At 72.6% G+C, this 17,175-nt stretch carries 18 protein-coding genes; 11 read left to right on the top strand and 7 right to left on the bottom strand.

What is annotated here, in order from left to right; genetic code table 11:
* Positions 1–19: 19 nt before the first annotated feature.
* Positions 20–613, top strand: coding sequence for a hypothetical protein (locus GPJ59_RS07145; RefSeq protein ID WP_219665598.1), 594 nt, complete (start codon positions 20–22; stop codon positions 611–613).
* Positions 614–740: 127 nt separating this feature from the next.
* Positions 741–1,094, top strand: a complete 354-nt coding sequence (locus GPJ59_RS07140) for a DUF2516 family protein (protein WP_219665597.1) — start codon at positions 741–743, stop codon at positions 1,092–1,094.
* 84 nt (positions 1,095–1,178) lie between these two features.
* Here GPJ59_RS07140 and GPJ59_RS07135 read toward each other — a convergent pair whose 3' ends face one another.
* The 3 genes from GPJ59_RS07135 to GPJ59_RS07125 form a co-directional block, all read right to left on the bottom strand.
* Complete coding sequence (locus tag GPJ59_RS07135; protein WP_219665596.1) at positions 1,179–2,525, bottom strand: PP2C family protein-serine/threonine phosphatase; 1,347 nt, start codon at positions 2,523–2,525, stop codon at positions 1,179–1,181.
* 433 nt (positions 2,526–2,958) lie between these two features.
* Positions 2,959–4,017, bottom strand: a complete 1,059-nt coding sequence (locus tag GPJ59_RS07130) for a C40 family peptidase (RefSeq protein WP_219665595.1) — start codon at positions 4,015–4,017, stop codon at positions 2,959–2,961.
* 195 nt (positions 4,018–4,212) lie between these two features.
* Positions 4,213–5,019, bottom strand: a complete 807-nt coding sequence (locus tag GPJ59_RS07125) for a class I SAM-dependent methyltransferase (protein WP_219665594.1) — start codon at positions 5,017–5,019, stop codon at positions 4,213–4,215.
* Positions 5,020–5,267: 248 nt separating this feature from the next.
* Between GPJ59_RS07125 and mshA the strand changes: the two genes are divergently transcribed.
* Entirely contained in the window at positions 5,268–6,641 is a 1,374-nt protein-coding gene (gene mshA, locus GPJ59_RS07120; protein WP_219665593.1) for a D-inositol-3-phosphate glycosyltransferase, read from the top strand.
* A complete protein-coding gene (locus GPJ59_RS07115) occupies positions 6,634–7,149 on the top strand; it encodes a YbjN domain-containing protein (protein ID WP_219665592.1) in 516 nt (171 codons plus the stop codon). Before mshA ends, GPJ59_RS07115 begins: the two co-directional genes overlap by 8 nt.
* 117 nt (positions 7,150–7,266) lie before the next feature.
* On the opposite strand, the gene GPJ59_RS07110 is transcribed toward GPJ59_RS07115, so the two are convergent.
* The gene (locus tag GPJ59_RS07110; RefSeq protein ID WP_219665591.1) at positions 7,267–8,715 is read right to left on the bottom strand and encodes an MDR family MFS transporter; all 1,449 of its coding nucleotides are present in this window, start codon (positions 8,713–8,715) and stop codon (positions 7,267–7,269) included.
* Between the two features lie 210 nt (positions 8,716–8,925).
* On the opposite strand from GPJ59_RS07110, the gene GPJ59_RS07105 reads away from it, so the two are divergent.
* Both GPJ59_RS07105 and GPJ59_RS07100 read left to right on the top strand, forming a co-directional pair.
* A complete protein-coding gene (locus tag GPJ59_RS07105; protein WP_219665590.1) occupies positions 8,926–9,687 on the top strand; it encodes a phosphoglyceromutase in 762 nt (253 codons plus the stop codon).
* A 195-nt stretch (positions 9,688–9,882) separates the two neighbouring features.
* Positions 9,883–10,209, top strand: a complete 327-nt coding sequence (locus GPJ59_RS07100) for a GYD domain-containing protein (RefSeq protein WP_219665589.1) — start codon at positions 9,883–9,885, stop codon at positions 10,207–10,209.
* A 101-nt stretch (positions 10,210–10,310) separates the two neighbouring features.
* On the opposite strand, the gene GPJ59_RS07095 is transcribed toward GPJ59_RS07100, so the two are convergent.
* Together GPJ59_RS07095 and phoU are read right to left on the bottom strand one after the other, a co-directional pair.
* Positions 10,311–10,463: a hypothetical protein gene (locus tag GPJ59_RS07095; protein WP_219665588.1), complete on the bottom strand. Its 153-nt coding sequence runs from the start codon at positions 10,461–10,463 to the stop codon at positions 10,311–10,313.
* A gap of 197 nt (positions 10,464–10,660) precedes the next feature.
* The gene (phoU, locus tag GPJ59_RS07090) at positions 10,661–11,338 is read right to left on the bottom strand and encodes a phosphate signaling complex protein PhoU (protein ID WP_219665587.1); all 678 of its coding nucleotides are present in this window, start codon (positions 11,336–11,338) and stop codon (positions 10,661–10,663) included.
* A 210-nt stretch (positions 11,339–11,548) separates the two neighbouring features.
* Here phoU and GPJ59_RS07085 point away from each other — a divergent pair, with 210 nt between their 5' ends.
* On the top strand, positions 11,549–12,772 hold the full coding sequence (locus tag GPJ59_RS07085) for a sensor histidine kinase (protein ID WP_219665586.1): 1,224 nt from the start codon (positions 11,549–11,551) through the stop codon (positions 12,770–12,772).
* The gene (locus GPJ59_RS07080; RefSeq protein WP_179173417.1) at positions 12,769–13,449 is read left to right on the top strand and encodes a response regulator transcription factor; all 681 of its coding nucleotides are present in this window, start codon (positions 12,769–12,771) and stop codon (positions 13,447–13,449) included. The genes GPJ59_RS07085 and GPJ59_RS07080 overlap by 4 nt, the downstream gene beginning before the upstream one ends.
* Positions 13,450–13,572: 123 nt before the next feature.
* On the opposite strand, the gene GPJ59_RS07075 is transcribed toward GPJ59_RS07080, so the two are convergent.
* The gene (locus GPJ59_RS07075) at positions 13,573–14,271 is read right to left on the bottom strand and encodes a DUF461 domain-containing protein (protein ID WP_219665585.1); all 699 of its coding nucleotides are present in this window, start codon (positions 14,269–14,271) and stop codon (positions 13,573–13,575) included.
* 614 nt (positions 14,272–14,885) lie between these two features.
* On the opposite strand from GPJ59_RS07075, the gene GPJ59_RS07070 reads away from it, so the two are divergent.
* From GPJ59_RS07070 to ispF, 3 genes are all read left to right on the top strand, one after another.
* The gene (locus GPJ59_RS07070; RefSeq protein ID WP_003953493.1) at positions 14,886–15,368 is read left to right on the top strand and encodes a CarD family transcriptional regulator; all 483 of its coding nucleotides are present in this window, start codon (positions 14,886–14,888) and stop codon (positions 15,366–15,368) included.
* Positions 15,369–15,819: 451 nt separating this feature from the next.
* On the top strand, positions 15,820–16,575 hold the full coding sequence (gene ispD, locus GPJ59_RS07065; RefSeq protein WP_219665584.1) for a 2-C-methyl-D-erythritol 4-phosphate cytidylyltransferase: 756 nt from the start codon (positions 15,820–15,822) through the stop codon (positions 16,573–16,575).
* Complete coding sequence (gene ispF, locus GPJ59_RS07060; RefSeq protein ID WP_219665583.1) at positions 16,565–17,065, top strand: 2-C-methyl-D-erythritol 2,4-cyclodiphosphate synthase; 501 nt, start codon at positions 16,565–16,567, stop codon at positions 17,063–17,065. Before ispD ends, ispF begins: the two co-directional genes overlap by 11 nt.
* Positions 17,066–17,175 lie beyond the last annotated feature (110 nt).

Below are 17,175 nucleotides of genomic sequence, written 5' to 3'. Positions count from 1 at the left end.
ATCCGGGAGGACCAGCCACATGGCCATCGTCGATGACCTGAAGAAGACCCTCGCCGACCCCACCCCGCTCTACTTCGCCGCCGGCTCCGCCGACCTCGCCGTGCAGCAGGCCAAGAAGGTGCCGGCGTTGATCGAGCAGCTGCGGGTCGAGGCGCCGGCGCGCATCGAGGCCGTGCGCAACACCGACCCGAAGGTCGTGCAGGAGAAGGCCAAGGAGGTGCAGGAGGCGGTGACCGCCAAGGTCACCGAGCTGCTGGGCTCCCTGGATTCCCTCGACCCGAAGAAGCTCGGCGAGACGGCCCAGGACCTGGCGCTGCGCGGGGTCGGTGTGGCCGCCGAGTACGCGGTGCGTGCCAAGGAGACGTACGACAAGGTCGCCGAGCACGGCGAGCAGGCCGTGCGCGCCTGGCGCGGCGAGGTCGCCGAGGAGATCGTCGACATCGCGGAGGCCGTCGAGCCGGAGCGCGAGCCGGAGCCGGCGGCCCCGGCCGCGCCGGCCGACGCCGGGGCCGGGGCCGAGGGGACCGGGGAGGCCGGGCCGGCCGCCCGTAGGACCACCGCCCGCAAGAGCCCGGCCAGGAAGACCGCCGCCGCGACGGCCGACGAGAGCTGAGCGGGAGCAGGGCGAGTCACATGGAACGGGCGGGGCACCTTTCGCGGTGTCCGGCCCGTTCTATCGGTAGCGTGGGCCCCGGGGGCGGTCCACGGTCGGGTACGAGGCGTCAGAGGCGGTAGGCGACATGTTGATGGACAAGTTCGATTCCATCTTTGTGCTGTTCGACATCGGCATGCTGCTGTTCGCCGTCGCGGCCTGCGTCATCGCGGCGACCGCACGCCCGGACGCCTACCGCGCCGCCGACAAGCAGTCCAAGACGTTCTGGACGGTGGTCCTCGGTCTGACTGTCCTGTTCGACTTCCTGGTGTGGTGGGGCGTCCTGGGCGGGATGCTGTTCCTCCAGATCGCCGGCCTGATCGCGACCATCGTCTTCATGGTCGACGTACGGCCCGCCCTCAGCCAGGTCAGCGGCGGCGGCCGGCGCCGCGGCGGCAGCAGCAGCGACGGCCCGTACGGGCCCTACAACGGCGGGCGCTGAACATCAGCCCGCCCGGCCGGCCCGGCCGGGCGATCGAGGAGCACCGGGGCAACGAGGAGCACCGGGGCCACGCGGCGCCGGGCGTCAGCCCGCCGCGCGGTCGAGGAGCACCACGGCCACGTCGTCCGTCAGCTCGCCGCCGTTGAGCCGGCGCGCCTCGGTGACCGCGGCCTCCAGCAGGCGCTCGCCGCGCAGGCCCTCGGCCAGATGCCGGTTGATCATCTCGACCATGCCGTCCTGGCCCAGCCGCTCGCGGCCCTCGCCGATCCGGCCCTCGATCAGCCCGTCGGTGTAGAGCATCAGGCTCCAGGTCCCGCCGAGATCGACCTGCTTGCGCGGCCAGCGGGCCTTGGGCAGCAGGCCGAGGGCCGGACCGCTGTTCTCGTACGGCAGCAGCCGCGCGGCCCGGCCGGGCCGGGATATGAGCGGGGCCGGATGGCCGGCCAGGCACAGGCCCGCCCGGCGGCCGTCGGGGGAGATGTCCACGGTGCACAGGGTCGCGAAGATCTCCTCGCAGGGACGTTCCACCTCCAGGACCTCCTGCAACGTGGCCAGCAGCTCGTCGCCGCACAGCCCCGCCAGGGTCAGGGCGCGCCAGGCGATCCGCAGCTCCACGCCCAGGGCGGCCTCGTCGGGGCCGTGGCCGCACACGTCGCCGATCATCGCGTGGACCGTGCCGTCCGGGGTGCGGACGGTGTCGTAGAAGTCCCCGCCGAGCAGGGCGCGGCTGCGGCCGGCGTGGTAGCGAGCGGCGAAGCGCAGGTCGGAGCCTTCGAGCAGGGGAGTGGGCAGCAGGCCGCGTTCGAGGCGGGCGTTCTCCTGCGCCCGCAGCCGGGACTCGGCCAGCTTGTACTGGGCGATGTCGGCCCGCTTGCGCTCGACCGCGTAGCGGATGGCGCGGCTCAGCAGCCGCCCGTCCAGCTCGTCGCGGAAGAGAAAGTCCTGCGCGCCCACCCGTACGGCCTCGGCGGCCCGCTCGGCGTCGGCCTCGGCGGTGAGGACGAGCACGGCATGGCGCGGGGCGATCCGCAGCACCTCGCGCAGTGCTGTCAGCTCGTCCACGGAGGGGGCGGCGCCGGTGCCGGCTGCGCCGGCGGCGGAAGCCGCGGCGGGTGTGCCGGACACGGCGGCCGGGGTGCGGACGGCCGCGCCGGGGCGCGGCAGCGACAGGTCGAGCAGGATGCAGTGGACGTCCGGCGTGAGCAGCCGGGTGGCCTCGGTGAGGTTGCGGGCGGTCCGCAGCCGGATGCGGTGGCCGTCGGCGTCGAGGATCTCGGGGACGGTGAGACCGCCCGCCGGGTCGTCCTCGATCACCAGCAGGGTCAGCGGTTGGGGTGTTGCGGCGTGGGTGAGGTGGGAGCCGCTGGGCAGAACGGCCTGACCGCTCTCCGCGGCCGGGGTGTCCCTCTGCCGCGGTACGGGTACGGGCATCGAAATTCCGGTTCCTTCCCTCCCCCCGAGGGTGCGCTCGGAGGCGACCCTAGCGGCCATCGCCCGGCGACCGTCAATGCCCAGCCCGGTGTGGCCGCCGTCATATGCCGTTATGGCCACGGAAGTCCGGGGCCCACCCCCTCCCCCCGAATGAGAAACCTCACGCCACCCGGGCCTGCGCCCCGGCCCCCGGACCTCACCATCCAGCCTGCGCTGGGGGCACCACCCAGCGGTAGCTGGGGGAGTTTGAGCGCACCGGGCGCGAAGCGCACGGAACGGAGTCGGCGGAGCACGGAACGGAGTCAGGCGCGCGCGGAGCGCGGGCGGAACGGAGTCCGGGCGGAGCCCCGGGCGCCCCCGGGTGCGGGGGCGGAGCCCCCGAGAGGAAGGCCGACCGGGGCCCGGCCCCCGATGTGTCGCTCGCCGCCAGGCGCTACGCGTCCGGCCGGACGATCGCCTTGATCGGCATCGAGCCCGCGCCCGCGATGGTGACGCTGCGCCCCGGACGCGGGGCGTGCACCATCGCGCCGTCCCCTATGTACATGCCGACGTGGCTCGCGTCGTCGAAGTAGATGATCAGGTCGCCGGGCCGCATGTCCTTGATCGCGACCTTCGGCAGCAGCCGCAGCTGCTCCTGCGAGGTCCGCGGGATCCCCCGGCCCGCCGACAGCCAGGCCTGCGAGGTCAGCCCGGAGCAGTCGAAGGAGTTGGGGCCCTCGGCGCCCCATACGTACGGCTTGCCGATCTGGCGGGTGGCGTACTGCACGGCCTTCTTCCCGGCCTCCGTCGCCGATCCGCTCAGGTCCTTCAGTACGCCCGTGGAGAGCCAGGCCTTCTGCGCCTTGTACTGCTCCTCCTGTTCGAGCTGGAGCAGCCGGGCCTTCTCCTCGGCCTCCAGCTTGTTCTCCAGCTCCTCCGCCGTCTTGATCTTCTGCTCGATCTCCTTCTTGGCGGTCTCCTGCTTGACCCGGTTGGCCTCCAGGGTCTGCCAGTGCGCGCTCGCGTCGATCGCGTGCTGCTGCAACTCCCGCTGGGTGCGGTTCAGTTCGGAGATGGTGTCGGAGGTGGCCTTCTGGCCCTGGCGCAGCAGGTCGGCCCCGATCAGGTACTTGCTCGGGTCGCCGCTGAGCACCAGCTGGGCGCCCGGCGGCAGGCCGCCGGAACGGTACTGGGCGCGGGCGGCGGCCCCGGCCTTGTTCTTGAGGCCGGTCAGCCGCTCCTGGCCGGCCGTCACCTGCTTGGCGATCTCGACGATCTTGTCGGACTGGGCCTTGGCCTCGCCCGCGGCGAGGTTGTACGCGTCCGTGGCGGTGCCCGCCTGCCGGTAGAGCTCCTCGATCTCCTTGCGGACCTGTTCGAGGGACTTCTGGCCGGGCTCGGGCAGCGGGGCGGCGTGGGCCGGGGTCGCGGCGCCCGTGAAGGCGGCGGCCACCAGTATCGACGTGATGCACAGCAGCGTGAGAGCGGAAGCGCCGTGCCGCTTTCGTTTCATGGTCCCGGTCCCCCCAACCAGATCTGACTATTCGTCAGTAACTTCCATCGCCTCCGGGATGGTGCCACGACTCGGCGGAATCCGACACCCCGCGGACGCCGCTTCGATCATGATCTCCTCCCCCTGGCGACTCAACGGGTCGCCCCCGACCCCGGTTCCCCCGCCGCCGACGCTCACCCGTTCGGGTTAATTCGTTCACCCGTTCGGGCGCAATGCGCCCCACCGCACCGTCAGTTCGCCCTGCCGCCAGCGCCGCGGACCGTCCGCCAGCGGCCAGTCCTGCGCCAGCGACCGCGCCGTACGGATCCACCGCTGCCGGGCCCCCAGCGAGGCGTACGGCGCGGCCGCCGCCCAGGCCCGGTCGAAGTCCCGCAGGAACGCGTACACCGGTTCACCCGGCACATTACGGTGGATCAGCGCCTTGGGGAGCCGCTCCGCCAGGTCCGACGGCCGCTCCAAGGAGCCCAGCCGGGTCGCGAAGGTCACCGTGCGCGCCCCCTCCGGCCCCAGCGCCACCCACACGTGCCGCCGCCCGATCTCGTCGCAGGTCCCCTCCACCAGCAGCCCGTCCGGCGCCAGCCGCCCGCACAGCCGTCGCCAGGTGGCCTCGACCTGCTCCTCGTCGTACTGCCGCAGCACGTTCGCCGCCCGGATCAGCGCCGGCCGCTCCCCGCCGTCCAGCGGCACCTCGAACCCGCCGTGCCGGAAGGCCAGCCCCTCCCGCTCGTACGGCTTCGCGGCCGCCACCCGGGCCGGCTCGATCTCGATGCCCACCACCCGCACCTCGGGCGCCGCTGCCCGCAGCCGGGCCAGCAGCTCCACCGCCGTCCACGGCGCGGCCCCGTACCCGAGGTCCACCGCCACCGGCGCCTGTGCCCGGCGCAGCGCGCCGCCGTGCGTGGCCGCGATCCAGCGGTCCATGCGGCGCAGCCGGTTCGGATTGGTCGTCCCGCGCGTCACCGTGCCCACGGGACGGCTCGGGGGAGGGGTGCGGGAGGCCATGAGCCGAGAGTAAGCGCAGCGACCTGCCCGGATAAAAATCCGGCAAACCTCGACCGGAGATCCAGAACCCAGGAATGCGGGACGGCCCCGCACTGGTTGCACGTCCTGAAGGGCGCGCGACCGGGCCCGCCTTTCGCATGCCGTCGGCACTCCGCACACCCGCCGCCGGCACCCCGCAGCGCCGCCGACCGCCGAGACCGCCGAGACCGTAGCGACCGTAGAGACCGCCGACCGAGAGGACTGCTCCCTTGAGCCAGTACGTATCCCGGCTCGGAGGCAGGCTCACCGCAGGGCGCACAGCCCGCCACGCGGAGCCGCCCCGACTGCGCCTGCCGGCTGTCGGCCACCACCGCAAGCCGCGCCGCATCGCCATGCTCAGCGTGCACACCTCACCCCTGCACCAGCCCGGCACCGGCGACGCCGGGGGCATGAACGTCTACATCGTGGAGCTGGCCAAGCGGCTCGCCGCGATCAACATCGAGGTCGAGATCTTCACCCGGGCCACCGAGGGCGGCCTGCCGCCCGCCGTCGAGCTGGCGCCCGGCGTGCTCGTACGCCACGTCGACGCCGGCCCGTACGAGGGCCTGGCCAAGGAGGAGCTGCCCGCCCAGCTGTGCGCCTTCACCCACGGCGTGATGCAGGCCTGGGCCGGCCACCGCCCCGGCCACTACGACCTCGTCCACTCCCACTACTGGCTCTCCGGCCACGTCGGCTGGCTCGCCGCCGAGCGGTGGGGCGTACCGCTCGTGCACGCCATGCACACCATGGCCAAGGTCAAGAACGCCGCCCTGGCCGCGGGCGACACCCCCGAGCCGGCCGCCCGCGTCATAGGCGAGACCCAGATCGTCGCCGCCGCCGACCGGCTCATCGCCAACACCACCGAGGAGGCCGAGGAACTCGTCCGGTACTACGACGCCGACCCGGCCAAGGTCGCCGTCGTCCACCCCGGCGTCAACCTCGACCGGTTCACCGTAGGCGACGGCCGGGCCGCCGCCCGGGCCCGCCTCGGCCTGCCCCAGGACGCGCTGATCCCGCTGTTCGCCGGCCGGATACAGCCGCTCAAGGCCCCCGACATCCTGCTGCGCGCCGTCGCCCTGCTCGTCGACCGGGACCCCTCGCTGCGCCGCCGGCTCTTCGTCCCCGTGGTCGGCGGACCCAGCGGCAGCGGCATGGCCAAGCCCGAGGGGCTGCAGAAGCTCGCCGCCACGCTGGGCATCGCCGACCTGGTCCACTTCCACCCGCCGGTCGCCCAGGACGCGCTCGCGGACTGGTTCCGGGCCGCGAGCGTGCTGGTCATGCCCTCGTACAGCGAATCCTTCGGACTGGTCGCCATAGAGGCGCAGGCCGCCGGCACGCCGGTGCTGGCCGCCGAGGTCGGCGGCCTGCCGGTCGCCGTCAACGACGGCGCGACCGGCCTGCTCGTCCCCGGCCACGACCCCGCCGACTACGCCGACCGGCTGCGCCGCTTCGTGGACGATCCGCACCTGACGGAGCGGATGGGCCGCGAGGCGGCGCGCCACGCGCAGTTCTTCGGCTGGGACACGGCGGCCGCCGGCACGGCCGACGTGTACACCGCAGCCATGCACGACCACCGTCGTCGCGTACGCTCCCACCATGGCTGAGACCGCGGACACCGCCCAGACCGCCAAGACCGCCGAGATCGTCGAGACCACGCTCGCCGACGCCGACCTCGCCTGGGAGTCCCCCGAGCCCGGCACGTACGTCGTCCAGCTCCCGGGCACCCGCAAGCTGTCCACGACCTGCTCGCTGCGGGTCGGCCGGCACTCGCTGTCGGTCAACGCGTTCGTGATCCGCCACCCCGACGAGAACGAGGCCGGCGTCCACCGCTGGCTGCTGGAGCGCAACCTCAAGCTCTACGGCGTGGGCTACGCGGTGGACGCGCTCGGCGACATCTACCTGGCGGGCCGGCTCCCGCTGGCGGCGGTCACGCCGCAGGAGCTGGACCGCATCCTGGGCACGGTCCTGGAGGCGTCGGACGGCGCCTTCAACACCCTGCTGGAGCTCGGCTTCGCGAGCGCGATCCGCCGCGAGTACGAATGGCGCGTCTCGCGCGGCGAACCCACCCGCAACCTGGACGCCTTCAGCCACCTGACCCGGCCGGGCAGCTGAGCGCGCCGCTGGATGTGCGGTGATGAAACCGCGGGCCGGTGGGGGCTGAGCCGCATATGCGGACCGCCCCTCGCCCCTGACGGGGCGCGGTACCGCACCGGACTTCGCCGAGCCCGCTCAGGCCGCCGGTCCTTGGCCAGGGGCGGTACCCGATGCCGCCGCCACGCCGGGCCCGACTGCGGCCTCGGGTGCCGCCGCCGTCGCAGCTGAAGTCGTCTCAGCCGTCACCGCCGTCGTCCCCGCCGTCGCAGAGGTCCCCGCCGTCCCCGCCGTCGCAGAAGTCTTCGCCGTCGCCCCCGTCCCGAGCCCCTGCGACAGCTTCCGCATCAGCGCCCAGTAGCCGACCGCCGCCGTCGTGCCCAGTACGCCCGTCGCCCCCCACAGCCACGCCGCGCCCAGCCGGTCGATCACGAGGCCGGACATCAGCGGGGCGATCAGTGCGGCCACCGCCCACGACATCGTGTACATGCCCTGGTAGCTGCCCCGGCCGTGGACCGGCGAGAGCCGTACGACCAGGTCCATCTGGGTCGGCGAGTTGATGATCTCCGCCAGCGTCCACACGCACACCGTCAGCGCGTACGCCGCGATCGACCCGGCGAACGCGGTCATCGCGAAGCCGTAGCCCGCCAGCAGCGAGGAGACCACCAGCAGCTGCTTCGGGTCGCGGCGCTCGACGAGCCGGGTGACCGGGAGCTGGAGCAGCACGATCAGCACCCCGTTCACCGCGATGACCAGGCCGTAGTCCCCGGGCGAGAAGCCGGCCGACCCCATGGCCACCGGCAGCCCCACCGACCCCTGGGTGAAGATCAGCGAGATCAGGAACGACAGGCCGACGACGCCCATGAAGCGCCCGTCCCGCACGACCGTGCCCAGCCCGACCTTCTCCGCCTTCTCCGCGGAGCCGCCGGCCGCGGCCGCGCCCGCGCCGCCCCCGCCGCCCCCGCGACCCGCGCGACCCACGCCGTCCGGCTCCGGCCGCGACTCCGGCAGCTTGAGGTACACCACCACCGCGCACGCCAGGGTCAGCGCCGCCTCCCCGAGGAAGCCCGCCAGATAGCTGTACTCGGCGATCACCCCCGCCGCCACCGAGCTGACCGCGAAGCCGAGGTTGATGGCCCAGTAGTTCAGCGCGAAGGCCCGCACCCGGTCCTCGGGCGGGACGATGTCGGCCAGCATCGCCTGCACCGCCGGGCGCGAGGCGTTCGAGGCCATGCCGACCAGCAGTGCCACCGCCGCGATGGCCACCGGGTGCTCCATGAAGCCGAGCAGCGCCACCGAGCCGGCCGTCGCCACCTGCGCCACCAGCATCGTCGGCCGCCGCCCCAGCCGGTCCGTCATGACGCCCGCGCCCAGCGAGGAGACGACCCCGCCGAGCCCGTGCAGGGCGACCACGAGCCCGGCGAAGGAGGCCGAGTAGCCGCGCTCCAGGGTCAGGTACAGGGCCATGAAGGTGGCGACGAAGGCGCCGAGGCGGTTGACCAGGGTGCTGGTCCACAGCCACCAGAACGTACTCGGCAGACCGGACACGCTTTCGCGTACCGCCCGTATCGGACTGGCTGCGGACATGCAGGATCCCCCCGGAAATGTAAGTGGCACTCGACAGATGGGCACGTTACGAGCGAAGGGGCGTGCGGCGCCAGCGAATTGACGCCCGGCGTCAATCGACAGGGGTGCGGCGGGGGTTCGTACGGGGCCGGCGCAGGGCCCCGTACAGGGCATGGGGCCAGGCCAGGGCGGGGCGCGCAGGGCCTCCGGGCGTCCACTAGGCTCGGACGCATGGCCGACGCACCGTACAAGCTGATCCTGCTCCGCCACGGCGAGAGCGAGTGGAACGCGAAGAACCTGTTCACCGGCTGGGTGGACGTCAACCTCAACGAGAAGGGCGAGAAGGAGGCGGTCCGCGGCGGTGAGCTGCTCAAGGACGCCGGCCTGCTGCCCGACGTGGTCCACACCTCCCTCCAGAAGCGCGCGATCCGCACCGCGCAGCTGGCCCTGGAGGCCGCCGACCGCCACTGGATCCCGGTCCACCGCTCGTGGCGCCTGAACGAGCGCCACTACGGCGCCCTGCAGGGCAAGGACAAGGCCCAGACCCTCGCCGAGTTCGGCGAGGAGCAGTTCATGCTGTGGCGCCGCTCGTACGACACCCCGCCGCCGGCCCTCGAGGACGGCACGGAGTTCTCCCAGTCGGACGACGCGCGCTACGCCTCCATCCCGCCGGAGCTGCGCCCGCGGACGGAGTGCCTGAAGGACGTCATCGTCCGCATGCTCCCGTACTGGTACGACGGCATCGTCCCGGACCTGCTCGCCGGCCGCACGGTCCTGGTCGCCGCGCACGGCAACTCCCTGCGCGCCCTGGTCAAGCACCTCGACGGCATCTCCGACGCCGACATCACGGGCCTGAACATCCCGACCGGCATCCCGCTCTCCTACGAGCTCGACGCCGACTTCAAGCCTCTCAACCCGGGCGGCACCTACCTCGACCCGGAGGCCGCCGCGGCCGCCATCGAGGCCGTCAAGAACCAGGGCAAGAAGAAGTAACGCACCGCGTGGAGGCCCCCGACCTGCTGTTTCCTTGCAGGGCGGGGGCCTTTTCGGTCTGCGCTGCCCGTGCCGGGCCCGCGCGCGGCCGGGGAATCCACGTGCGATCCCAGCCGTTCGGGGGACAGGCGGGCGCCTCCGGCGCGTTTCCCACTCCGCAGGGGCATCCCTTGACGGACCGAAAGGGAGACCGCCATGCCGCTCTATCTGTCGAGGTTCAGCTACACCCCGGAGACCTGGGGGAGGCTGATCGGCCACCCCGAGGACCGCGCGAAGGCCGCTCAGTCGTACATCGAGTCCGTGGGCGGGAAGCTCCACGGCTTCTGGTACGCCTTCGGCACGCACGACGGCTACAACCTGTGGGAGGCCCCCGACAACGTGTCCATGGCCGCGGTCGCCCTGGCGATCAGCGGAGGCGGCGCGCTCAGCTCGTTCGAGACGACTGTTCTCCTGACCGTGGACGAAACACTGGACGCCCTGCGCACAGCCGGGCAGGTCCGGTACCGCGCCCCTGGTACGTAGCCCGTCCCATACCGGCATCACCGCCGCAGGCGTGACGAGGGGCCCGTCCCCCGCGTGGTGTGCGCGGGTGGGCGGGGCCCCTCGTCACGTGGTCCGCGGCGTCAGCCGCACTGGCACGGCGCGCCGGACTGGCAGCCGCAGCCGCAGCCGGAGCCGCAGCCGCACGCGGCCAGCAGCGGCAGCCGTACCGTCTCCGCCTTCGGCGACGACGGCTGCTCCTGCTCCGGGGTGATGGGGACGGGGGAATCGGGCATGGTTCCTCCTCGCAGGCGTACGGGGTCGGTTCGTACTGCCTTTCGCCTCATTCATGCCCAGGCGGACCGGCGCGTCAACGGCGCACAGTGGCTCGCGCGGCCGCCGTACGCGCCGCACCGAGCGCGCCCGGGCACTGTCGAGCGCCCCGCCATGCCCCTCACGCCCCTCCAGTCACTCCGGCCACCCCCCGCGCCCCTCAGGCGCCTTCGACCACCGTCGGCGCCTGGAGCTCGTCCGCGTGCTCGCCCGTCACCAGGTAGACCACGCGCTTGGCCACGGACACCGCGTGGTCCGCGAAACGCTCGTAGTAGCGGCCCAGCAGGGTCACGTCCACGGCCGTCTCGATGCCGTGCTTCCAGCGGTCGTCCATCAGGTGCTGGAACAGCGTGCGGTGCAGCTGGTCCATCTCGTCGTCGTCCGTCTCCAGCTGCATCGCCAGGTCGACGTCCTTGGTGATGATCACCTCGGCGGCCTTCGCCATCAGCCGCTGCGCCAGCTGGCCCATCTCCAGGATCGTGGCGTGCAGGTCGCGCGGCACGGCCGTGTCGGGGAACCGCAGCCGGGCGAGCTTCGCCACGTGCTGGGCCAGGTCGCCGGAGCGCTCCAGGTCGGCGCTCATCCGCAGGGAGGTGACGACGATGCGCAGGTCCGTGGCGACCGGCTGCTGGCGGGCCAGCAGGGCGATGGCCCGGGCCTCCAGGTCGTGCTGGAGGTCGTCGACCTTCTGGTCGGCGGCGATCACGCTCTCGGCGAGCTTCAGGTCGGCGTCGAGCATGGCGGTCGTCGCCCGCCCGATGGCGGAGCCGACCAGCCGGGCCATCTCGACCAGGCCCTCCCCGATCGAGTCCAGTTCCTCGTGGTACGCGTCCCGCATGGTGTCCCTCTCTTGCGTCTGGCCCGGGGGCGTCTGGCCCGGGAGCCGGGGCCTTTGCGCCCCACGGTGACACGTTCCGAGGCGAACGCGTCGGACTCCGGCACCAGAAGTGAATCAACCCCGTCGCCACGGTGAACTCTGGGCGACGACTGTTCGAGGTGCCACCCGAACGGCTGTGGAACTGTCGTCGTGCCTGCTTAACCTGGATGCATGGACGTGAACGCGGCGGTCGCCGCAGCGGCTGCGATCGCCGGGTTGCTCACCGGCGTGATCGCCATGCTGGCGTTCCGCTGGAGCGAGCGCGACCAGGCCCGCCCCACCCGGAGCGCCATGCGCCCCGACATCAATGCGGTGCTGCCCCCCGGCGTGGACACCGTGCTGTCCGTGCTGCGCTCCTCCGCCGTCGTCCTCGACGAGGGCGACGCCGTGGTCAAGGCCAGCTCGGCGGCGTACGCCCTCGGACTCGTGCGCGGCGGCAAGCTGGCCGTCGAGCCGATGCTCCACATGGCCCGCGACACCCGCCGGGACGGGGAGATACGGCAGGTCGAGCTCGACCTGCCGCGCCGCGGCACCGGACGCGGCGAGGCGCTCGCCGTCTCCGCCCGGGTCGCCCCCCTCGGCTCCCGGCTGGTGCTGCTGCTGGTCGAGGACCTCACCGAGGCCCGCCGGATCGAAGCGGTCCGGCGCGACTTCGTCGCGAACGTCTCCCACGAGCTCAAGACACCGGTGGGGGCGCTCTCCCTGCTCTCGGAGGCCGTCATGGACGCCTCCGACGACCCCGAGGCGGTCACCCGCTTCGCCGGCCGCATGCAGATCGAGGCCACCCGCCTGACCAACCTCGTCCAGGAGCTCATCGACCTCTCGCGCGTCCAGAACGACGACCCGCTGGAGGACGCCGAACCCGTACGGGTGGACACGCTCGTGGCCGAGGCCGTCGACCGCTGCCGCCACACCGCGGCGACCAAGCAGATCACCATGGCCGCCGGCGGCACCGCCGACCTGTGGGTCTGGGGCCACCGCGGCCAGCTCGCGGCGGCCCTGGGCAACCTGGTCGAGAACGCCGTCAACTACAGCCCCGCCCGCACCCGCGTCGGCATAGCCGGCCGCCGGGTCACCGCCCCCGGTGGGGACCTGATCGAGATCGCCGTCACCGACCAGGGCATCGGCATCCCGGAGAAGGACCGCGAGCGCATCTTCGAGCGCTTCTACCGCGTCGACCCGGCCCGCTCCCGCGCCACCGGCGGTACGGGACTGGGCCTGGCGATCGTGAAGCACGTGGCCGCCTCGCACGGCGGGGAGGTCAGCGTGTGGAGCTCCGAGGGCCAGGGCTCCACCTTCACCCTGCGGCTTCCGGAGGCTGCCGCACCGGCCCAGCCGAAACCCGCTCACCGTACAGAACCAGCCACCACCCCTGCCCCGGAGGTCCTTCCGTGACCCGAGTGCTCGTCGTCGAGGATGAGGAATCCTTCAGCGACGCCCTGTCCTACATGCTGCGCAAGGAGGGTTTCGAGGTCGCGATCGCGGCGACCGGGCCCGACGGGCTGGACGAGTTCGAGCGCAACGGCGCCGACCTCGTCCTGCTCGACCTGATGCTGCCCGGCCTGCCGGGCACGGAGGTCTGCCGGCAGCTGCGCGGCCGGTCGAACGTGCCCGTGATCATGGTGACCGCGAAGGACAGCGAGATCGACAAGGTCGTCGGCCTGGAAATAGGAGCCGACGACTACGTGACCAAGCCCTTCTCCTCGCGGGAGCTGGTCGCCCGCATCCGCGCGGTGCTGCGGCGCCGTGGCGAGCCGGAGGAGGTCGCGCCGGCGGCGCTGGAGGCCGGGCCGGTCCGGATGGACGTGGACCGGCACGTGGTCACCGTCGCGGGCGCCAAGGTCGACCTCCCGCTCAAGGAGTTCGACCTGCTGGAGATGCTGCTGCGCAACGCGGGCCGTGTCCTGACCCGCATGCAGCTGATCGACCGGGTCTGGGGCGCCGACTACGTGGGCGACACCAAGACGCTCGACGTGCACGTCAAGCGCCTGCGCGCCAAGATCGAGCCGGACCCGGGCGCCCCGCGCTACCTGGTGACGGTGCGCGGCCTGGGCTACAAGTTCGAGCCGTAGGCCGGCCTGACCCGCCCCGGCCGGGCCGCAGGTCCGGGACTGCAGGCAGACGCGAGGAGGGCCCCGTCCGCAGCGTGCGGACGGGGCCCTCCTCGTGTACGGCTGTGCTGCCCGGGCCGGGTGTCAGTGGCCGGCGGACGAAGGCGACGGGCTCGCGGCGCCGGAGGCGGCACCCGACGGCTTGGCCGACGGCGAGCCGGACGGGGTGGACCCGGCGGCCGGGGTGGCGCCGGCGGTCGGGGTGGCGCCGGCGACCGGCGTGCCCGAGGGGGAGCCGGACGGCGAGGCGCCGGGGGTCGGGGCGGCCGCCGACGGGCCGAAGGCCTTGTAGTAGTCGGTGGCCGGCACGACGAACGCGTCGAGCGAGACGTCACCGGTGGTGCTGAGCTGGAAGACGACCTTCTGGGTGTTGCCGTTCTGGACCGCCTCGCGGTCGCTCGTGATCACGGCGGAGGGGTTGCCCTCGCCGCCGAGGAGGACCGAGCCGCCCGCCGGGACGGTGATCTTGCCGGTGCCGCCGCCCGCCGGCTTCAGCTCGACCTTGCCCTTGCCGTCCGGGAGGGTGATCGCGTCAAGGGTCTGAGGCGTGGTGCCGTTGTTGAAGACCATCGCCGAGACCGCGGCCGGGCCCTTCTTGTCCTTCTCGCCCTGGGTGATCACCACGGCGTTCTGGATCTCGATGGGGCCCTTGGTGACCGCCGCGTTGTCCGGCTTGACCTGCAGCGTCTGTGCGTTGTTGCCCGCACCGCAGGCGGCGAGCGATCCGATCGAGAACACGATGGCGGCGGCGGCGAGGGCGCCGCGTCGAAGGCTGCGGCTCACGGCGGCGGCAACTCCTTGGACGTACGGACAGAGGGGCGGTGGGGCGGAGGTAAAGCCGCCCTAAGGGTGTGTCAGCGCGCTTAGGTTACCGAGCCGCCGCCCCGCCCCCGCACCCGACCCTCCGGTGCCGCCGGGCGTGCGCCCGACCGCCTCGCGCCGGGCTCGCCGCTCCTGCTTTCCCCGGCACTTCCCGGCCGCACTTCGCGGGGGCCGTGCGGTCCGCACTCGCCCGTACTCCCCTGTACTCGCATAACCTCCGGTGATCAATTCCGGGATTCCTTCGAACGGCCCCCGGGTGATCAATTCAGGATTGGGCCGGAACCGCTCCGTACGGAGGTCCGCCAGTCGAACGGAGTACTTCGGTTTCGCGCCTTGAAACCCGGCAAAACGGGACGTACATCACATCGACCGGGTCACCCCCCAGGTGTAACGTGGCCGTTTCGGCCTGTCCGCACAGCGCCTCCCACCTGCGAATACCCCCTTCCGCGAGCCCTCCGCAGCACGTTCCCATCGCTGTTGTCAAGCCCCGAGATATGCCCTGACCTGCGAAAACGCCATTCAGAACACTCCGTTCTCGTGTTACCCTGGATAGCCACGGAAGGGGTACCTGTCACATGACGTTCAAGGTTGGCGACACCGTGGTCTATCCCCATCACGGGGCCGCGCTGATCGAGGCCATCGAAACTCGCCAGATCAAAGGCGTGGACAAGACCTACTTGGTGCTCAAGGTCGCCCAGGGCGACCTGACGGTTCGTGTGCCGGCGGACAATGCGGAGTTCGTCGGCGTTCGCGATGTAGTCGGCCAGGACGGGCTGGACCGGGTCTTCGAGGTGCTGCGTGCACCGTACGCCGAAGAGCCGACGAACTGGTCCCGTCGCTACAAGGCAAATCTGGAGAAGCTCGCTTCTGGCGATGTCATCAAGGTCGCCGAAGTGGTGCGCGACCTGTGGCGTCGTGAGCGCGAGCGCGGGCTTTCGGCGGGCGAGAAGCGCATGCTCGCGAAGGCGCGTCAGATTCTGGTCAGCGAGCTGGCGCTCGCTGAGAACACCAACGAGGACAAGGCCGAGGCCCTCCTCGACGAGGTTCTCGCGTCCTGACGCGACGAGCCGTTCCACACAGTGTGCCGCGGTGCCCGATGATCACGCCTGCCCTTTTCGGGGAGGCGTGTCGCCGGGCGCTGCGGCATGTCTGGCTCTACCCGCCGATCGTGCCCTGACGCACCGCCGTACGCACCGGACCCGTACGCACCGCGCTGCACCCGCACGAGGCGCCGTACGCGGGGCATCCGTACGCACGCCCCGCGCCGCAGACGCGACGCAGGCGAGACGCACCCGCGGCACCCACAGCGTCCACGTCACACCTACGCTGTGCGCACCTTGCACAACCTCGCACCACCTGTCGCGCACTGGCGTGCCGGGTCCGGGCAGCCGGCTCGACCGGTCGTCACGGAAGGGGCGAGGGCATCGCACCCGGCACCCTTCAGGCCATACCCACGTCGGCCGAAGCCACAAACCTGGCCGAGTTCCCCGGAGCTAGCGGAGCTACCCGATGTATGACGAAACGCGCCCCGAGCGCCCCCACCGCACCGCCGCGGTGATCCCCGCCGCCGGCCGCGGTGTCCGGCTCGGCCCCGGCGCGCCCAAGGCCCTGCGCACGCTCGCGGGCACGCCGATGCTGATCCATGCCGTGCGCGCCATGGCCCGGTCCCGCGCCGTCTCCCTCGTGGTCGTCGTCGCCCCGGCCGACGGCATCGGCGAGGTCAAGAACCTCCTCGACGAGCATCCGCTGCCCGAGAGGACCGAGACCCTGGTCGTCCCCGGCGGCGACACCCGCCAGGAATCCGTCCGCGCCGGCCTCGACGCCCTCCCCGAGGACATCACCACCGTCCTCATCCACGACGCCGCCCGCCCCCTGGTCCCGGTCGACACCGTCGACGCCGTCGTCGAGGCCGTCCGCGACGGCGCGCCGGCCGTGGTGCCCGCCCTGCCGCTCGCCGACACCGTCAAGGAGGTCGAGCCCGCCGGCCCCGGCACGCCCGAGCCCGTCGTCGCCACCCCCGAGCGGTCCCGGCTGCGCGCCGTCCAGACCCCCCAGGGCTTCGACCGCGACACGCTCGACCGCGCCCACGCGGCCATCGCCGTCAACGGCGAGGGCGCCACCGACGACGCCGGAATGGTGGAAAAACTCGGCGTCACCGTCGTGGTCGTCCCCGGCCACGAGGAGGCCTTCAAGGTCACCCGCCCCCTCGACCTGGTCCTCGCCGAGGCCGTACTCGCCCGCAGGAGGGCCACCGATGCCTACTGAGACCCCGCAGCTGCCCCTCGTCGGCATCGGCACCGACGTCCACGCCTTCGAGCGAGGCCGCGAGCTGTGGTGCGCAGGCCTCCTCTGGGAGGGCGAGGAGTACGGCCTGGCCGGCCACTCGGACGGGGACGTCGCCGCACACGCCGCCTGCGACGCGCTCTTCTCCGCGGCCGGCGTCGGCGACCTCGGCGCCCACTTCGGCACCTCCCGCCCCGAGTGGTCGGGTGCCTCCGGCACCACCCTGCTCGCCGAGGCCGCCCGGATCGTCCGCGCCGAGGGCTACGAGATCGGCAACATCGCCGTCCAGGTCATCGGCGTCCGCCCCAAGATCGGCAAGCGTCGCGACGAGGCGCAGAAGGCGCTCAGCGCCGCCGCCGGCGCCCCCGTCTCCGTCTCCGGCACCACCACCGACGGCCTGGGCCTGACCGGACGCGCCGAAGGCCTGGCCGCGATCGCCACCGCCCTGGTGTACCGGACCAACCCCGCCTGACGGCCCGGGGCCGGGGGCGCAGGGTGGGGGTGTCCGGGACGTAAAGCGTGATTTGTGGCGTCGACACCGCGAGACAGCGGTGACAAGGCCCCACAGCCATAAATAATACG

It is taken from the genome of Streptomyces bambusae, assembly GCF_019400985.1.
GTDB classification, from domain to species: Bacteria; Actinomycetota; Actinomycetes; order Streptomycetales; family Streptomycetaceae; genus Streptomyces; species Streptomyces bambusae_A.
The sequence above is the reverse complement of the archived record's forward strand: the minus strand, read 5'-3'. Positions and strand labels throughout refer to the sequence as shown.

Excerpts from the sequence above, each read along its gene's own strand:
- GPJ59_RS07130 (WP_219665595.1), bottom strand. The coding sequence starts at position 4,017 with ATGAAACGAAAGCGGCACGGCGCTTCCGCTCTCACGCTGCTGTGCATC.
- GPJ59_RS07105 (WP_219665590.1), top strand. The coding sequence starts at position 8,926 with ATGGCCGACGCACCGTACAAGCTGATCCTGCTCCGCCACGGCGAGAGC.
- phoU (WP_219665587.1), bottom strand. The coding sequence starts at position 11,338 with ATGCGGGACGCGTACCACGAGGAACTGGACTCGATCGGGGAGGGCCTG.
- GPJ59_RS07135 (WP_219665596.1), bottom strand. The coding sequence starts at position 2,525 with ATGCCCGTACCCGTACCGCGGCAGAGGGACACCCCGGCCGCGGAGAGC.
- GPJ59_RS07110 (WP_219665591.1), bottom strand. The coding sequence starts at position 8,715 with ATGTCCGCAGCCAGTCCGATACGGGCGGTACGCGAAAGCGTGTCCGGT.
- GPJ59_RS07085 (WP_219665586.1), top strand. The coding sequence starts at position 11,549 with ATGGACGTGAACGCGGCGGTCGCCGCAGCGGCTGCGATCGCCGGGTTG.
- GPJ59_RS07115 (WP_219665592.1), top strand. The coding sequence starts at position 6,634 with ATGGCTGAGACCGCGGACACCGCCCAGACCGCCAAGACCGCCGAGATC.
- GPJ59_RS07100 (WP_219665589.1), top strand. The coding sequence starts at position 9,883 with ATGCCGCTCTATCTGTCGAGGTTCAGCTACACCCCGGAGACCTGGGGG.
- GPJ59_RS07125 (WP_219665594.1), bottom strand. The coding sequence starts at position 5,019 with ATGGCCTCCCGCACCCCTCCCCCGAGCCGTCCCGTGGGCACGGTGACG.
- ispF (WP_219665583.1), top strand. The coding sequence starts at position 16,565 with ATGCCTACTGAGACCCCGCAGCTGCCCCTCGTCGGCATCGGCACCGAC.
- ispD (WP_219665584.1), top strand. The coding sequence starts at position 15,820 with ATGTATGACGAAACGCGCCCCGAGCGCCCCCACCGCACCGCCGCGGTG.
- GPJ59_RS07140 (WP_219665597.1), top strand. The coding sequence starts at position 741 with ATGTTGATGGACAAGTTCGATTCCATCTTTGTGCTGTTCGACATCGGC.
- GPJ59_RS07095 (WP_219665588.1), bottom strand. The coding sequence starts at position 10,463 with ATGCCCGATTCCCCCGTCCCCATCACCCCGGAGCAGGAGCAGCCGTCG.
- GPJ59_RS07145 (WP_219665598.1), top strand. The coding sequence starts at position 20 with ATGGCCATCGTCGATGACCTGAAGAAGACCCTCGCCGACCCCACCCCG.
- GPJ59_RS07070 (WP_003953493.1), top strand. The coding sequence starts at position 14,886 with ATGACGTTCAAGGTTGGCGACACCGTGGTCTATCCCCATCACGGGGCC.